The 14,400-nt window shown below is 64.3% G+C and carries 12 protein-coding genes; 7 read left to right on the top strand and 5 right to left on the bottom strand.

From position 1 onward, the window contains the following. Positions 1–294 precede the first annotated feature (294 nt). Together RFN28_RS07530 and leuS are read right to left on the bottom strand one after the other, a co-directional pair. Positions 295–876 (bottom strand): LPS assembly lipoprotein LptE, encoded by a 582-nt coding sequence (locus RFN28_RS07530; RefSeq protein WP_320286739.1) that lies wholly within the window; start codon positions 874–876, stop codon positions 295–297. After that, on the bottom strand, positions 863–3,490 hold the full coding sequence (gene leuS, locus RFN28_RS07525) for a leucine--tRNA ligase (RefSeq protein WP_320286738.1): 2,628 nt from the start codon (positions 3,488–3,490) through the stop codon (positions 863–865). The genes RFN28_RS07530 and leuS overlap by 14 nt, the downstream gene beginning before the upstream one ends. Before the next feature lie 146 nt (positions 3,491–3,636). Between leuS and RFN28_RS07520 the strand changes: the two genes are divergently transcribed. The 3 genes from RFN28_RS07520 (at position 3,637) to RFN28_RS07510 (ending at position 6,107) form a co-directional block, all read left to right on the top strand. Beyond that, positions 3,637–4,302 carry a YggS family pyridoxal phosphate-dependent enzyme gene (locus RFN28_RS07520; protein WP_320286737.1) on the top strand — a complete coding sequence of 222 codons (666 nt, stop codon included), beginning with the start codon at positions 3,637–3,639 and terminating at the stop codon, positions 4,300–4,302. Positions 4,303–4,499: 197 nt separating this feature from the next. Next, entirely contained in the window at positions 4,500–4,901 is a 402-nt protein-coding gene (locus tag RFN28_RS07515) for a hypothetical protein (RefSeq protein WP_320286736.1), read from the top strand. A 156-nt stretch (positions 4,902–5,057) separates the two neighbouring features. Continuing rightward, on the top strand, positions 5,058–6,107 hold the full coding sequence (locus RFN28_RS07510) for an aldo/keto reductase (RefSeq protein ID WP_320286735.1): 1,050 nt from the start codon (positions 5,058–5,060) through the stop codon (positions 6,105–6,107). A 61-nt stretch (positions 6,108–6,168) separates the two neighbouring features. Here the strand turns inward: RFN28_RS07510 and RFN28_RS07505 are convergent, their stop codons facing one another. Further along, a complete protein-coding gene (locus RFN28_RS07505; protein WP_320286734.1) occupies positions 6,169–7,074 on the bottom strand; it encodes a LysR family transcriptional regulator in 906 nt (301 codons plus the stop codon). A 124-nt stretch (positions 7,075–7,198) separates the two neighbouring features. On the opposite strand from RFN28_RS07505, the gene RFN28_RS07500 reads away from it, so the two are divergent. Together RFN28_RS07500 and RFN28_RS07495 are read left to right on the top strand one after the other, a co-directional pair. Beyond that, on the top strand, positions 7,199–8,380 hold the full coding sequence (locus RFN28_RS07500) for an MFS transporter (protein WP_320286733.1): 1,182 nt from the start codon (positions 7,199–7,201) through the stop codon (positions 8,378–8,380). A gap of 38 nt (positions 8,381–8,418) precedes the next feature. Beyond that, positions 8,419–9,453 carry an aldo/keto reductase gene (locus RFN28_RS07495; protein ID WP_320286732.1) on the top strand — a complete coding sequence of 345 codons (1,035 nt, stop codon included), beginning with the start codon at positions 8,419–8,421 and terminating at the stop codon, positions 9,451–9,453. Positions 9,454–9,653: 200 nt separating this feature from the next. Here RFN28_RS07495 and RFN28_RS07490 read toward each other — a convergent pair whose 3' ends face one another. Then, the gene (locus RFN28_RS07490; RefSeq protein WP_320286731.1) at positions 9,654–9,926 is read right to left on the bottom strand and encodes an usg protein; all 273 of its coding nucleotides are present in this window, start codon (positions 9,924–9,926) and stop codon (positions 9,654–9,656) included. Between the two features lie 306 nt (positions 9,927–10,232). Between RFN28_RS07490 and acs the strand changes: the two genes are divergently transcribed. Continuing rightward, on the top strand, positions 10,233–12,191 hold the full coding sequence (gene acs, locus RFN28_RS07485) for an acetate--CoA ligase (RefSeq protein ID WP_320286730.1): 1,959 nt from the start codon (positions 10,233–10,235) through the stop codon (positions 12,189–12,191). Continuing rightward, positions 12,188–12,934 (top strand): MOSC domain-containing protein, encoded by a 747-nt coding sequence (locus tag RFN28_RS07480; RefSeq protein WP_320286729.1) that lies wholly within the window; start codon positions 12,188–12,190, stop codon positions 12,932–12,934. The genes acs and RFN28_RS07480 overlap by 4 nt, the downstream gene beginning before the upstream one ends. 12 nt (positions 12,935–12,946) lie before the next feature. On the opposite strand, the gene RFN28_RS07475 is transcribed toward RFN28_RS07480, so the two are convergent. Beyond that, entirely contained in the window at positions 12,947–14,215 is a 1,269-nt protein-coding gene (locus RFN28_RS07475; protein ID WP_320286728.1) for a class I SAM-dependent methyltransferase, read from the bottom strand. Positions 14,216–14,400 lie beyond the last annotated feature (185 nt).

Here is a 14,400-nt window from a genome sequence, read left to right as displayed (position 1 = left end):
CTCGGGCGAAGCAAGGAGCGACGCGACGCGGCGCAGACCCGAGGATCCATTCCGTGAAATACGAGCGTTGCAACGGTGCAGAATTCTGCTCCGCTGCACCCTTCGATCAAGGTAACGGCATGGATCCCAGGGTCTCCGCGACGGAGCTTACGCTCCTGCTTCGCCCTGGGATGACGAGGTTGGGGAGGCTTCAGCCAATCCCCAGCGCTTGCGCTGATTCCACCGAGACGAACGGTGAAAATCTTGCCCGCCGACAAGCCTGCAACCTTTCAAAATCCCTGTGTCCTTGAGGAACTAGGCCTTCTTGCCGTGCTTGGCCAAGTCCTGGGCGATCGCCAGCCTGAGCAGATCGGCGAGTTCGCGGGCGGCGCGGTTCTCGGCGTCGATCTGCGCCCGGTAGGCGGCAAACTCCTGGCGCGGCCGGTCGAAGGACGACGGGATCGAGCGCTTGCCGACCGCGACCACCGTGCCCGTCGCAGCATCCCTCAGCACATAATTGGCGGTGAGCGTCACGGTGCCGGCCGTCGGCTCGTCCTCTTCGGTCTGCACCTGGACGATGGCCGCCGACTCGACCAGCTCGCTGACGCCGAGGTCGAGCGTATAGGCAGGCGATGCAGGCTCGCCCGAGCCCTGGCCGAAAGCGAAGATCAGATTGTTGCGCACCTGCTGGGCGTAGCGCGTGCCGACAGGCTTGATCGAGATCGATGCCAGCTCGGAGGCGGCGCCGACCTGCGAGCCGGCGACAAGCGGCGCGCTGGAATAGAGCGGCCGCACCGTGCAGGCCGAGACCAGTGCCAGCGAGGCGATCAGGCCGCAGACCGCCACGCGGCCGAGCAGGCGTGCCGCCTCTGACTTTTCCGGATCAGGCAACGACATTGACGATCCTCTGCGGGACGATGATCACCTTGCGCGGGGCCTTACCATCGAGCGCTTTTTGCACGAAGTCGAGAGCCAGCACTGCTTTTTCGACGGCACCTTGGTCCGCGTCGCGGGCAATTGTCAAATCCCCGCGCTTCTTGCCGTTGACCTGCACCGGCAGCACGATCTCGTTGTCGACCACCAGAGCCGGATCGTAGACCGGCCACGGCCGTTCGGCGACCATCTCGGTGCCGCCCAGCGTCTCCCAGCATTCCTCGGCCAGGTGCGGCATCACCGGCGCGATCACATGCACCAGGATCTCCACGGCCTCGCGGCTGGCGCCTTTCAGCGCAGCGTCGGCCTTGCCTTCGGCGACATCGTTGAGCGGCGCGGTCAAAACGTTGGCAAGCTCGTAGATACGGGCGATCGCGCGGTTGAAGCCGAGCTTCTCGATGTCCTCGCCGATCGCCTTCAGGATCTTGTGCGCGGCCTTGGAGACAGTGCCCGCCTCGCCCTCCTTCGCCGCGGCGGGCATCACGCCGTTGAGCTGCTCGGCGGCGATCTGCACCAGGCGCCAGACGCGCTGCACGAAGCGATGAGCGCCGGCGGCACCCTCGTCCGTCCATTCGACATCGCGCTCTGGCGGCGAGTCCGACAGCATGAACCAGCGGGCGGTATCCGCGCCGTAGCCGTCGGTGATCTCTTCCGGGCTCACCGTGTTCTTCTTCGACTTCGACATCTTCTCGAGCGCGCCGATTGTCGCTTCCTCGCCGGTCGCGATCTCGATGGCGCGGCGCTTGCCGCCCACATCCTCGATCCTGACCTCGCTCGGCGACAGCCAGCGTCCATTGGTCGACGGGCCGCCGACACGGTAGGTCTCGTGCACCACCATGCCCTGCGTGAACAGTCCCTTGAACGGCTCTGCGAGGTTGAGGTGGCCGGTCTCGCGCATGGCGCGGGTGAAGAAGCGCGAATAGAGCAGGTGCAGGATCGCGTGCTCGATGCCGCCGATATACTGGTCGACCGCCAGCCAGTCGTCGGCGGCCTTCGGCTCGGTCGGCTCGTTGGCCCAGGGCGCGGTGAAACGGGCGAAATACCAGGACGAGTCGACGAAGGTGTCCATCGTGTCGGTCTCGCGCCGCGCGTCGCCGCCGCATTGCGGGCACTTCACATGCCGCCATGTCGGATGCCGGTCGAGCGGATTACCCGGACGGTCGAACTCGATGTCGTCGGGCAGCCTGACCGGCAGGTCGGCCTTCGGCACCGGCACCACGCCGCAGGCTTCGCAGTGGATCATCGGGATCGGGCAGCCCCAGTAGCGCTGCCGCGAGATACCCCAGTCGCGCAGGCGGAAATTCACCTTGCGCTCCGCCATCGGCCGGCCGCCGATGGTCTTCTGTTCCAGGAGCTTCGCCACTTCGTCGAACGCCTTCTCCGGCTTCATGCCGTCGAGGAAGCGCGAGTTGATCATCACGCCGTCGCCGTCATAGGCCTCCTCGATGATCTGGAAGCTTCCTTGATTTTCGCCTTCCGGCATCACCACCGGAATCACCGGCAGGCCGTATTTGTTGGCGAAGTCGAGGTCGCGCTGGTCGCCGGACGGGCAGCCGAAGATGGCGCCGGTGCCGTATTCCATCAGCACGAAATTGGCGACATAGACGGGCAGCGTCCAGCTGTCGTCGAAGGGGTGCACGACGCGGATGCCGGTATCAAAACCCTTCTTCTCGGCCGTCTCAAGCGCGGCCACCGAGGTGCCCATGTGGCGGACCTCGTCGATGAACTTGGTCAGCGCCGGATTGCTTTCGGCGGCTTTCCTGGCCAGCGGGTGGTCGGCGGCCACCGCCATGAAGGAGGCGCCGAAGATGGTGTCCGGCCTGGTCGTGTAGACTTCCAGCTCATCCATATCGCCGACTGGCGCGGCCAGCGGCCAGCGGATCAGCAGGCCTTCCGAGCGGCCGATCCAGTTGTGCTGCATCAGCTTGACCTTTTCCGGCCATTCGTTGAGCTCGCCCAGCGAATCCAGCAGGTCCTGCGCATAGTCGGTGATCTTGAAGAACCACTGCGTCAGCTCGCGCTGCTCGACCAGCGCGCCCGAGCGCCAGCCGCGGCCGTCGATGACCTGCTCGTTGGCGAGCACCGTCATGTCCTCGGGGTCCCAGTTGACCTTGGAGGACTTGCGCGTCACCAGCCCCTTCTCGACGAAGTCGAGGAACAGCATCTGCTGGCGATGGTAATAGTCGACATCGCAGGTGGCGAACTCGCGCGCCCAGTCGAGCGACAGGCCCATCATCTTGAGCTGCTCGCGCATGACGGCGATGTTCTCATAGGTCCAGTCCTTGGGGTGGACCTTGTTCTGCATGGCCGCGTTCTCGGCCGGCATGCCGAAGGCGTCCCAGCCCATCGGGTGCAGCACGTTGAAGCCCTTGGCCCGCTTGTAGCGTGCCACGACGTCGCCCATCGTGTAGTTGCGCGTGTGGCCGATATGGATCTTCCCCGACGGATAGGGGAACATCTCGAGCACATAGTATTTCGGCTTCGGGTCGTCGTTCCTGGCCTCGAACAGCTTCTTTTCGGCCCAGGCCTTCTGCCATTTGGGCTCTGAGGTGCGCGGATTGTATCGTTCGGTTGCCATAGGATGTTTTTCACTTAAAAGCGGGTGCGCGGCGTCGGACAAGGCCGGCAGCCGAGAAATGTCGTCGCGGTGTTCACCATGGATTGCCGGACCCGTCAACTGCGGCGATCCGGCGTCGGCGCTAAAACTATAGGCAGGATATGGGCATGACGAGTGCCGTCGAACAGCTTTACGCGGTCAAGGCAAGCATCGCGAACGCCGAACGCGAAGCCGGGCGTGAGCCTGGCGCGGTGATGCTGGTTGCGGTGTCGAAGACCTTTGCGGCCGAAGACATTCGTCCCGTGATCGAGGCTGGCCAGCGCTTTTTCGGCGAGAACCGCGTGCAGGAAGCTCAAGGCAAATGGCCGGCGCTGAAAGAGGCATTTCCCGATCTCGAGCTCCACCTGATCGGCCCGCTGCAGTCCAACAAGGCCAAGGAAGCGGTGGCGCTGTTCGACGTCATCGAGACGGTCGACCGCGAGAAGATCGCCGCCGAGCTGGCGAAGGAGATGGCCAGGCAGGGCCGTTCGCCAAAGCTCTATGTCCAGGTCAACACCGGCTCCGAGCCGCAAAAGGCCGGCATCGAGCCGCGCGAGGCGGTCGCCTTCGTCAAGCGCTGCCGAGAGGTTCATGGCCTCGCCATAGAAGGGCTGATGTGCATTCCGCCGGCCGACGAGAATCCCGGCCCGCATTTCGCCCTTTTGGAAAAGATCGCCCGCGAGGCCGGTGTCGAAAAACTCTCGATGGGCATGTCCGGCGATTACGAAACCGCGATCGCCTTTGGCGCGACCAGCGTCCGGGTCGGCACCGCGATCTTTGGCGGCCGAGCCTAGGCCCGACAATACGGGATTTGTCGACGCAGGCACCATCCAACTTCCAGAAAAGTGTATGGCGGCTTTGGCTCGCAATTCCTTTGAAACACAAATGCTTATAGCAGGCGCGTCACACCACCGCATTGCGCCGCTGGATTGGCTCTCTAGCTGCGGGTGAGGAACGAGCGAGCGGCTCCTTTCAACGAAAGTAGGTCTCCATGACCCGCGCACGCCACGACCAGGAAATCAGACACGACCAGCAGGTCTCCCGCGGACTGCACCGATGGGTCTACTACGCCATGGTCGGGCTTGCGGCCTGCTATGCGCTATCGGCCTGGGTCGGCTTCGCCGGCGGCTATGACGAATATCTGCTTTTCGTCGTGACGGGTTTCATCGTGATGTCGGTGGCGCTGCCGGCCATCGCCGGCCGCGTCTGGCGCCACCACCGGCTCAGCCGTCCCGGCAGGGTCAAGACTTTTCCCGACTGGATCGCAGGCGAATTCGACACCGGCGAGCATCCGGTGAAGGCCAGCACCGCGACGATCGAAATTCTCCTGCCTCTTGCCGCCGTCGCATTGGGCATGACGGCCTTCGCTATCCTTGCTCTCGTGGAGAGCTGATCCCGCCCTTCGTCACGATCTCGTTACCAGTCCCGTCAGCGGGGTGATTTCGTAGCACCGGCACTTGAAACGAAACGGGCCGTTCCTATTTCCCTCGTGTCAATCAGACAGACTTGTCATTCAGACACAACCCAATCCTTCTCGGGAAATCTCACCATGCGTTACAATCAGCTTGGCAACACCGGCCTGTTCGTCTCCGAACTCTGCCTCGGCACCATGACCTTCGGCACCGCCGGCGAGAACGCCCAATGGGGCCTGATCGCCAGCCTCGACCAGAAGGGCGTGAACGAGATCGTCGGCCGCTCGATCGCCGCCGGCGTCAACTTCTTCGACACCGCCGACGTCTATTCCTTCGGCGCATCGGAGCGACTGCTCGGCCAGTCGCTCAAGGATCTCGGCGTCAAGCGCTCTGACGTGATCATCGCCACCAAGGTGCACGGCGTCATGGGCGAAGGCCCCAACCAGCGCGGCTCATCGCGCGGCCATATCATGGATTCGGTCGACGGCAGCCTGGAGCGGCTGCAGACCGATCACATCGATCTCTACCAGTTGCACGGCACCGACACGGTGACGCCGATCGACGAGACGCTGAGGGCGCTCGACGACCTCGTTTCCAGCGGCAAGGTCCGCTATGTCGGCGTTTCCAACTGGCAGGCCTGGCGCATCGCCAAGGCGCTCGGTATCGCCGAACGCAAGGACTATGCCCGCTTCGAAACGGTGCAGTCTTATTATTCGATCGCCGGCCGCGATCTCGAACGTGAGATCGTGCCGCTCCTCAACGAGGAAAAGCTCGGCCTGATGGTCTGGTCGCCGATGGCGGGCGGGCTGCTCTCGGGCAAATACGGCCCGGGCGCGCCTGGCAATGGCGAAGGCCGCCGCGCCTCCTTCAACTTCCCGCCGGTCAACGAGGACCGCGCCTGGGCGGCGGTCGCCGTCATGCGCGAGATCGCCAGAAAGCACCATGTCGGCGTCGCCACGGTGGCGCTGGGCTATGTGCTGGCCAAGCCCTTCGTGATGAGCGTCCTCATCGGCGCCAGCCGCATGGACCAGCTAGAGCAGAACCTCGCCGCGACCGGATTGAAGCTCGACGCCGAAGATCTGGCGAGGCTCGACGAGGTGAGCGCGCTGCCCTCCGAATATCCCGGCTGGATGCTGGAGCGGCAGGGCGCCGGCCGCCGCCCGGCGCCCTTCCTGCCGAAGGCGTAGTTGTCCCGACACGGGTCAAACTTTCGCAAGCCGCGCCTCCCCTGGGTGCGCGGCTTGTTCTTTAGAGGCGCACCATCTCGGCGAGAAAGTCGAGAAAGGCCCGCACCCTCGCCGGCAGATGCTTGCCCTGGCCGATATAGACGGCGTGCGTCGGCTCCTCGTCGCCGGGATTGAACTCTTCCAGCAACTGCACGAGCCGCCCGGCGGCAATATCGGGTTCGACATGCCAGCGCGCCAGGCGCGCGATGCCTGCTCCCGCCAACGCGGCCAGCCGCATCGCCTCGCCGTCGCTGACCGTCGCGTTGCCGGAAACCGGGACGACGATCGGCGCGCCATTCGCGTCGATGAAAGGCAAGCCATCGATATGCCGCGCGAAGCCGAAGGCGAGCAGATTGTGACGGTTGAGATCGGCCGGTGTGCGCGGCATGCCGAGCGCTTCGAGATAGGAGGGCGCCGCGACCACCACCATCCGGCTCTGGCCGAGCTTGCGCGCCACCAGCCGCGACTCGCGAAGCGGCCCAGCGCGAATGGCGACGTCGGCGCGCTCTTCCAATAGGTCGATGACACTGTCGGTCAGCACCGCCTCGACCGAAATCTCCGGATAGCGTTCGAGGAAGCGTGGCAGAAGCGGCATCAGCCGGTGCTGGCCGAAAGGCACGTAAGAGTTGACCCTTAGCGTGCCGCGCGGCGCGGCGCCCGCCGCCGCGCCGCGCTCGGCGGCATCGAGGTCGGCCAGGATGCGCACGCCATTGTCGTGGAAGGCGGCCCCTTCCGGCGTCAGTTGCAGCCGCCGCGTCGAGCGGCTGATGAGGCGCGCGCCAAGCCGCGCTTCGAGCCTCGCGATCAGCTTGCTCACCGCCGAAGGCGTCATGCGCAACGCCCGCGCCGCTGCCGAGAAGCTGCCCGCCTCGACGACGCGGACGAACACTTCGATCTCGCCGGAACGATTGATTTCAGGTCTCGCCATTCGTGAATCTATTTCACAGAAAATGTGCCTGATACAAGGCTGGTTCACAGCTTGGCGGATCACGATGTTCGCGGTCGGGTCGCGCGACTGGCGTCCTTCCAGATCAACCGGACACATCACCGTCATGCCACTTGCCCTCTATGCCCTCACCGCCGGCGCCTTCGGCATCGGTGTCACCGAATTCGTCATCATGGGCCTGCTGCTCGACGTCAGCGCCGATCTCGGCGTCTCGATCTCGGCCGCCGGCCTGCTCATTTCCGGCTATGCGCTGGGCGTCGTTATCGGCGCGCCGCTGCTCGGCGCGCTCACCGGCCGCCTGCAGCGCAAGACGCTGCTGCTTGCCCTGATGGTGGTCTTCACAGCCGGCAACCTCGCCTGTGCGCTGGCGCCCGACTACTGGACGCTGATGGCGGCGCGCGTGCTCACCGCTTTCGCCCATGCCTCTTTCTTCGGCGTCGGCTCGGTCGTCGCCACCAGCCTTGTCGCGCCCAACCGGAAGGCTTCGGCGATTGCCCTGATGTTCACCGGCCTCACCGTCGCCAACATCCTCGGCGTGCCGTTCGGCACCTGGCTCGGCCAGGCCTATGGCTGGCGCTCGACCTTCCTGGCCGTCACGCTCGTCGGCGTCATTGCCTTTGCCGTGATAGCGCTGTTGGTGCCGCGCGACGCTGCAGCGAGCGAGGATGAGAGCACCGAAGGCGCGCTTGCCGCGCTTGGCCGCCGGCCGGTGCTGCTCGGCCTTTTGACCACGGTGCTGAGCTGGGTCGGCGTCTTTGCCGCCTTCACCTATCTGGCGCCGATTCTCACCCGGATCAGCGGCTTTTCCGAAGCCGCCGTATCGCCGATCCTGCTCGTCTTCGGCGCCGGGCTGGTGGCGGGCAACCTGCTTGGCGGACGCCTCGCCGACCGGCATCTGGTGCCGACGGTCATTGGCACGCTGGTCGCGCTCTCGGCCGTGCTGTTCGTTATGACCGCCGCCATCCACCAGCCGGTCGCGGCGATGATCGCCGTCGGCCTGCTGGGCGCGGCCGCCTTCGCCACCGTTGCCCCGCTGCAGATGTGGGTGCTGGAGAAGGCCAAGGGCGCCGGCCAGGGCCTCGCCTCGTCCTTCAACATCGCCGCCTTCAACCTCGGCAATGCGATCGGCGCCTGGCTCGGCGGCTTCGTCATCGACCATGGCCCCGGTCTCGGCGCCGTCACCCTGGTCGCCGGCCTGGTGCCACTAGCGGCGCTGCCCGTTGTGCTTCTGGCGCTGCGCTTCGAGCGCGGCCGCCCGATCGCCGCGCCGGCCGCGGCCCGGTGCTGATCACCCCACCTTCGTTTCGACATCCAAGGAGAACGATCATGGAATATCGACGTCTTGGCGCTTCCGGCCTGAAGGTGCCGGCGCTTTCCTTCGGCACCGGAACCTTCGGCGGTTCGGGACCGCTGTTCGGCCATTGGGGCAACAGCGATGCGAGCGAAGCGCGCCGGCTGGTCGACATCTGCCTGGAGGCGGGCGTCAATCTCTTCGACACGGCCGACGTCTATTCGAACGGCGCTTCCGAGGCAGTGCTGGGCGAGGCGATCAAGGGCCGCCGCGACGCCGTGCTGATCTCGACCAAGACCGCGCTGCCGATGGGCGAAGGGCCGGCCGACTACGGCTCGTCGCGCTCGCGTCTGATCCGGTCCGTGGATGCGGCGCTGAGGCGCCTCGGCACCGACTATATCGACCTCTTGCAGCTCCATGCCTTCGACGCGGCGACGCCGATCGAGGAGGTGCTGTCGACGCTGGACGACCTCGTGCGCGCGGGCAAGCTGCGCTATGTCGGCGTTTCCAACTTCTCCGGCTGGCAGGTGATGAAATCGCTGGGTCTTGCCGAAAAGCACGGCTATCCGCGCTATGTCGCGCATCAGGTCTATTACTCGCTGGTCGGGCGCGACTATGAGTGGGAGCTGATGCCGCTCGGCCTCGACCAGGGTGTGGGCGCGCTAGTGTGGAGCCCGCTCGGCTGGGGCCGGCTGACCGGCAAGATCCGCCGCGGCCAACCGCTGCCGGAAAAAAGCCGGCTGCACGATACCGCAAGCTTCGGCCCGCCGGTCGAGGACGAGCATCTCTTCAAAGTGGTCGATGCGTTGGAAACCGTCGCCGCCGAGACCGGAAAAACCGTGCCGCAGGTCGCCATCAATTGGCTCTTGCGGCGGCCGACCGTGTCGTCCGTGATCATCGGCGCGCGCAACGAGGAGCAGCTGCGACAGAACCTCGGCGCCGTCGGCTGGACGCTGACGCCGGAGCAAATGAAGGCGCTCGACGCGGCAAGCGCGGTGACCGCGCCTTATCCGTACTTCCCCTATCGACGTCAGGAAGGTTTCACCCGACTCAACCCGCCGGCGGTGTGACTATGTCGCGACCGTCCCTATCAGGGCGATCGTGAACATTTGGGATTAGCCTCAGCCTCCGAGCTTCGTCATCCACGGGCGAAGCAGCCGCGAAGCGGCGTCGCGAAGACCCGAGGATGACGAAGCGATGGACGTTTTCGCTAGTCGCAACGCAAGCGAACCGTACCAAACTGTCCGTCAAAATTTCTGCGCCACTGCTCCTAGTGAACCAGAAATTCCCCGTCCACCTTCCGCCACTCGTTCGGCGCGATCAGCTTCTGGTGTGTGTAGGTGACCGAGTGCAGCGGGCCGTCGAGCTTGGTCTTCCAGAACTCGATGAAGCGGATCAGCACCGGAAACTTTGGCGCGATGTCGTAGTCCTGCCAGATGTAGCTCTGCAGCAGGTGCGGGTGATCGGGCAAGTGATAGAGAATCTTGGCCGTGGTCAGCCCATAGCCCCTGAGCACCAGGTCCATTTCGAAATGGTCATGCATTTTGCGGCCCCTAGGATCGATCTCCTATGCTCCCAACGCGCGATTCTGCGCTCAGTTGCTTAACTGTCTATTGATTTTTGCTGATAGCAATCGGCTTTTCCTTCGCCAAAACAGTTGGTTAGCAGCGGCGGATGGCGAGTGCTGACAGCATTCAGCGATGCCCCTGCGTCATCCCGCCACCCGAATCCAACGTCTAATGTTGCCGTCGGCGCGGAACTGTTAATAATGCCGCGAATTTCGCGGTCGCATCGCCGTGAGACCGTTGGCGGTCAAGCCGACGGGACGGTTTTGGGAGGAAAGCAAAGAATGTCCGATGTCCAAGTCCACCGCGTCCAGCCGGCGTGGAAGAAGAACGCGCTGATCGACAACGACACCTATCTCAAATGGTATGCCGACAGCGTGAAGAACCCGGACAAGTTCTGGGGCAAGCACGGCAAGCGCATCGACTGGTTCAAGCCCTTCACCAAGGTCAAGAACACCTCTTTCGAGGGCAAGGTCTCGATCAAGTGGTTCGAGGACGGCCAAACCAACGTTTCCTACAACTGCATCGACCGCCATCTGAAGAAGCGCGGCAACCAGACCGCTATCATCTGGGAGGGCGACAATCCTTACGATGACAGGAAGATCACCTATAACGAGCTTTACGCGCATGTCTGCCGCTTCGCCAATGTGCTGAAGAAGCACGGCGTCAAGAAGGGCGACCGCGTCACCATCTACATGCCGATGATCCCGGAAACGGCCTATGCGATGCTTGCCTGCACGCGGATCGGCGCCATCCATTCGGTCGTCTTCGGCGGCTTCTCTCCCGACGCTCTCGCCGGCCGCATCGACGACTGCAAGTCGACCGTCGTCGTCACCACCGACGAGGGCCTGCGCGGCGGCAAGCCGATCCCGCTGAAGGACAACACCGACAAGGCGATCGACATCGCCGCCAAGGCCGGCACCAAGGTCGAGAAGGTCATTGTCGTGCACCGCACCGGCGGCAAGACCGGCTGGGTGCCGGGTCGCGACGTCTGGTACCACGACGAGGCCGCGACCGTTAAGGCCGAGTGCAAGCCGGAAAAGATGAAGGCGGAGGACCCGCTCTTCATCCTCTACACCTCGGGCTCGACCGGCAAGCCGAAGGGCGTGCTGCACACCACCGCCGGCTATCTCGTCTATGTCTCGATGACGCACCAGTATGTGTTCGATTACCATGACGGCGACATCTTCTGGTGCACCGCCGATGTCGGCTGGGTCACCGGCCACAGCTACATCGTCTACGGACCTTTAGCCAATGGCGCCACGACGCTGATGTTCGAGGGCGTGCCGAACTACCCGTCGCAGTCGCGCTTCTGGGAAGTCATCGACAAGCATCAGGTCAACATCTTCTACACCGCGCCGACGGCGCTGCGCGCGCTGATGGGCGCCGGCGACGCCCATGTGAAGAAGACCTCGCGCAAGTCGCTGCGCGTGCTGGGCACGGTCGGCGAGCCGATCAACCCGGAAGCCTGGGAGTGGTATTTCAACGTCGTCGGCAACGCCAAGGTGCCGATCGTAGACACCTGGTGGCAGACCGAGACTGGCGGCATCCTGGTCACCCCGCTGCCCGGCGCCACCGACCTCAAGCCGGGTTCCGCGACGCGCCCCTTCTTCGGCGTCAGGCCGCAGCTGGTCGATGGTGAGGGCAAGGTGCTCGAAGGGGCGGCTGACGGCAATCTCTGCATCATCGATGCATGGCCCGGGATGATGCGCACCGTCTATGGCGACCACGACCGTTTCGTGCAGACTTACTTTACCACTTACAAGGGCAAGTACTTCACCGGCGACGGCTGCCGCCGCGACGAAGACGGCTATTACTGGATCACCGGCCGCGTCGATGACGTGATCAACGTCTCGGGCCATCGCATGGGCACGGCGGAAGTGGAGTCGGCGCTGGTCAGCCACGACAAGGTTTCGGAGGCCGCTGTTGTCGGTTATCCGCACGACATCAAGGGGCAAGGCATCTACTGCTACGTCACGCTGATGGCCGGCACGATGTCGAGCGAAGATCTGCGCAAGGAGCTGGTCGCCCATGTCCGCAAGGAGATCGGCGCCATCGCCACGCCCGACAAGATCCAGTTCGCGCCCGGCCTGCCGAAGACCCGTTCGGGCAAGATCATGCGCCGCATCCTGCGCAAGATCGCCGAGGACGATTACGGCGCGCTCGGCGACACCTCGACGCTGGCCGATCCGGCCGTGGTCAACGACCTCGTCGCCAACCGGCAGAACAAAAGGGCCGTATGACCGGCCAGGCGGCGTTCGGCACCGTCGCCCAGCTCTGGCGCTATCCGGCGAGCTCGCTCGCCGGCGAGCGTCTCGACGCCATCTCTGTCGGCACATCAACTGTCGACGGCGACCGGCTGTTCGGACTGGTCGATGCTTCCGACAACGAAATCGCCCGGCCGGACCGGGACTCGAAATGGCACAAGGTGCCGCTGATCCGTTCGCGGCTCAGCGAAGACCGCCGGCTTGAGGTCGCCGTGCCCGGCGGCGGTTGGCTGCCGGCGCCCGGCCCTGAAAGCGACCGCGCCGTGTCCGAATTCCTTGGCTTCGAGGCCTCGATCCGGCCGTACTTCCGCGAGAACGCGGCGGGCTATGCCGGCCCGCTGACCGTCGAGCGCTACATCAGGACGCCGATCCACCTGCTCACCACCGCCTCGCTGGCCCGGCTGAAGGCGCTGCATCCGCAAGGCGTGCCGGATCCGAGCCGCTTCCGCCCCAACATCGTCGTCGACATGGAGCCGGTCGAAGGCTCTTTCCCGGAGACGGAATGGATCGGCCGCAAGCTCGCGGTCGGCGATCTGCTGCTCACAATCTGCGAGCCCTGCCGCCGCTGCGGCTTCACCATCATTGCCCAGGACGGCTTCGACAACGACCCCGGCATCCTGCGCAACCTGGTGCGCCACAACGCCCATAATCTCGGCGTCTACTGCACCGTCGACCGGCCGGCCCGCGTCGAGGTCGGCGCAGAGGTGCGCCTCGTCTAACCTACCTTCGCCCTACCGATACAAATCCGCACGCGTCGGCGGCAGGCCGCTCGGCCCCCGCGCACGCTTGGTGGCGACGGTCTGAAAAATCTGCGCCGAGGCGCGTTCGAAGGTGATCGAGCAGCCGGTGAGATAGAGCAGCCAAAGCCGCGCTTTCGCCTCGCCGACCTCGGCGACCGCCTCGTCGAAGCGCGCATGGAGCCGCTCGGCCCAGAGCCGGCAGGTGCGCTGATAATGCTCGCGAAGGTTCTCGACATCATGGACGAGGAAGCCATGCGCCTCGAGATTGCCGAGCGTCATGCCGATCGTGTCGAGCTCTCCGCCGGGGAAGATGTATTTGATCAGCGCCTTGTATTCCGGCCCCTTGCGCAACGTCTTGCGGATGTCGCCCTTGCTGCGCCTGGTGATGGCATGGTGCAGATAAATGCCGCCCGGCTTCAACAGGCGATGGACGGCCGAGAAATAGGCATCGTGGTTGGCGAGACCCAGATGCTCGAACATGCCGATCGACGAGATCTTGTCGAAAGTGCCGGAGAGTTCGGTATAGGATTTTATCTCGATGGTGATCCGGTCCTCGAGACCCTCGGCCCGGATGCGCTCGCGGGCAAGGTCCGTCTGGGCTTGCGACAGCGAGACGCCGTGGCCGACCACGCCGTAGTTCTTCGCGGCATGGATGAGCATAGCGCCCCAGCCGCAGCCGATATCGAGTAGCCTTTCGCCAGGCTTCAGCCTGAGCTTGCGGCAGATATGATCGAGCTTGTCGAATTGCGCCTGATCGATGCCGTTGGCGAAATCCCTGAAATAGCCGCAGCTGTAGACCATGCGCTCGTCGAGGAAGAGCCGGTAGAAGGCATTCGAGATGTCGTAGTGGTGCTGGATCGCTTCCTTGTTCGACCCGCTGACATAAGGATTGCGCCCGGAGAGGTCGGTGCGCGCCATCATCTGCTTGCGCGAAAACAACACCATCGGCAGGTCGCGCAGGATCGCCATCTTCGGTAATGATCTGAGCTTCGTTTTGAGCTTGCCCTGGGACGGCACGGCGTAGAAATCGAACAGCGTGCCTTCTTCGATGTCGACGGTCTTGGAGATCCACATCTCGACCAGCGTCGAGAAGGTCGGCCGGCGAACCAGTTGCCAGACGATGTCCTGGTCGTTGATGGCAAGCACCGGACCCTCGGCGGGACCGATCCGCTCGCCGGTCCACAGCCTGACCGCAAAGCCGGGCTTCAGCGTCTCGACGACCGTTCGCACGATCCGTGCGGCCCTGTCGGCGGCATTCATTCCCACCTCCCGATGCGTCGAATACGCTCGCTTGCTCGAGGCACTGTCGTCCAATTGACCCTGGGACCGCAATCCCGATCTGTTGCGCAAATGCACTACTGCGAGGATTTCCCGCTTGGCCATTCCGTCGCGGCACCTTGTCATTTGCCGCGACGCACCCCATTCTTTGGGCCGTGTTCAACCAA

Origin of the sequence: Mesorhizobium album (assembly GCF_033977205.1) — a bacterium.
Taxonomy (GTDB): Bacteria; Pseudomonadota; Alphaproteobacteria; order Rhizobiales; family Rhizobiaceae; genus Mesorhizobium; species Mesorhizobium album.
The sequence above is the reverse complement of the archived record's forward strand: the minus strand, read 5'-3'. Positions and strand labels throughout refer to the sequence as shown.

Excerpts from the sequence above, each read along its gene's own strand:
- RFN28_RS07490 (WP_320286731.1), bottom strand. The coding sequence starts at position 9,926 with ATGCATGACCATTTCGAAATGGACCTGGTGCTCAGGGGCTATGGGCTG.
- RFN28_RS07475 (WP_320286728.1), bottom strand. The coding sequence starts at position 14,215 with ATGAATGCCGCCGACAGGGCCGCACGGATCGTGCGAACGGTCGTCGAG.
- RFN28_RS07520 (WP_320286737.1), top strand. The coding sequence starts at position 3,637 with ATGACGAGTGCCGTCGAACAGCTTTACGCGGTCAAGGCAAGCATCGCG.
- leuS (WP_320286738.1), bottom strand. The coding sequence starts at position 3,490 with ATGGCAACCGAACGATACAATCCGCGCACCTCAGAGCCCAAATGGCAG.
- RFN28_RS07515 (WP_320286736.1), top strand. The coding sequence starts at position 4,500 with ATGACCCGCGCACGCCACGACCAGGAAATCAGACACGACCAGCAGGTC.
- acs (WP_320286730.1), top strand. The coding sequence starts at position 10,233 with ATGTCCGATGTCCAAGTCCACCGCGTCCAGCCGGCGTGGAAGAAGAAC.
- RFN28_RS07480 (WP_320286729.1), top strand. The coding sequence starts at position 12,188 with ATGACCGGCCAGGCGGCGTTCGGCACCGTCGCCCAGCTCTGGCGCTAT.
- RFN28_RS07500 (WP_320286733.1), top strand. The coding sequence starts at position 7,199 with ATGCCACTTGCCCTCTATGCCCTCACCGCCGGCGCCTTCGGCATCGGT.
- RFN28_RS07495 (WP_320286732.1), top strand. The coding sequence starts at position 8,419 with ATGGAATATCGACGTCTTGGCGCTTCCGGCCTGAAGGTGCCGGCGCTT.
- RFN28_RS07530 (WP_320286739.1), bottom strand. The coding sequence starts at position 876 with ATGTCGTTGCCTGATCCGGAAAAGTCAGAGGCGGCACGCCTGCTCGGC.
- RFN28_RS07505 (WP_320286734.1), bottom strand. The coding sequence starts at position 7,074 with ATGGCGAGACCTGAAATCAATCGTTCCGGCGAGATCGAAGTGTTCGTC.
- RFN28_RS07510 (WP_320286735.1), top strand. The coding sequence starts at position 5,058 with ATGCGTTACAATCAGCTTGGCAACACCGGCCTGTTCGTCTCCGAACTC.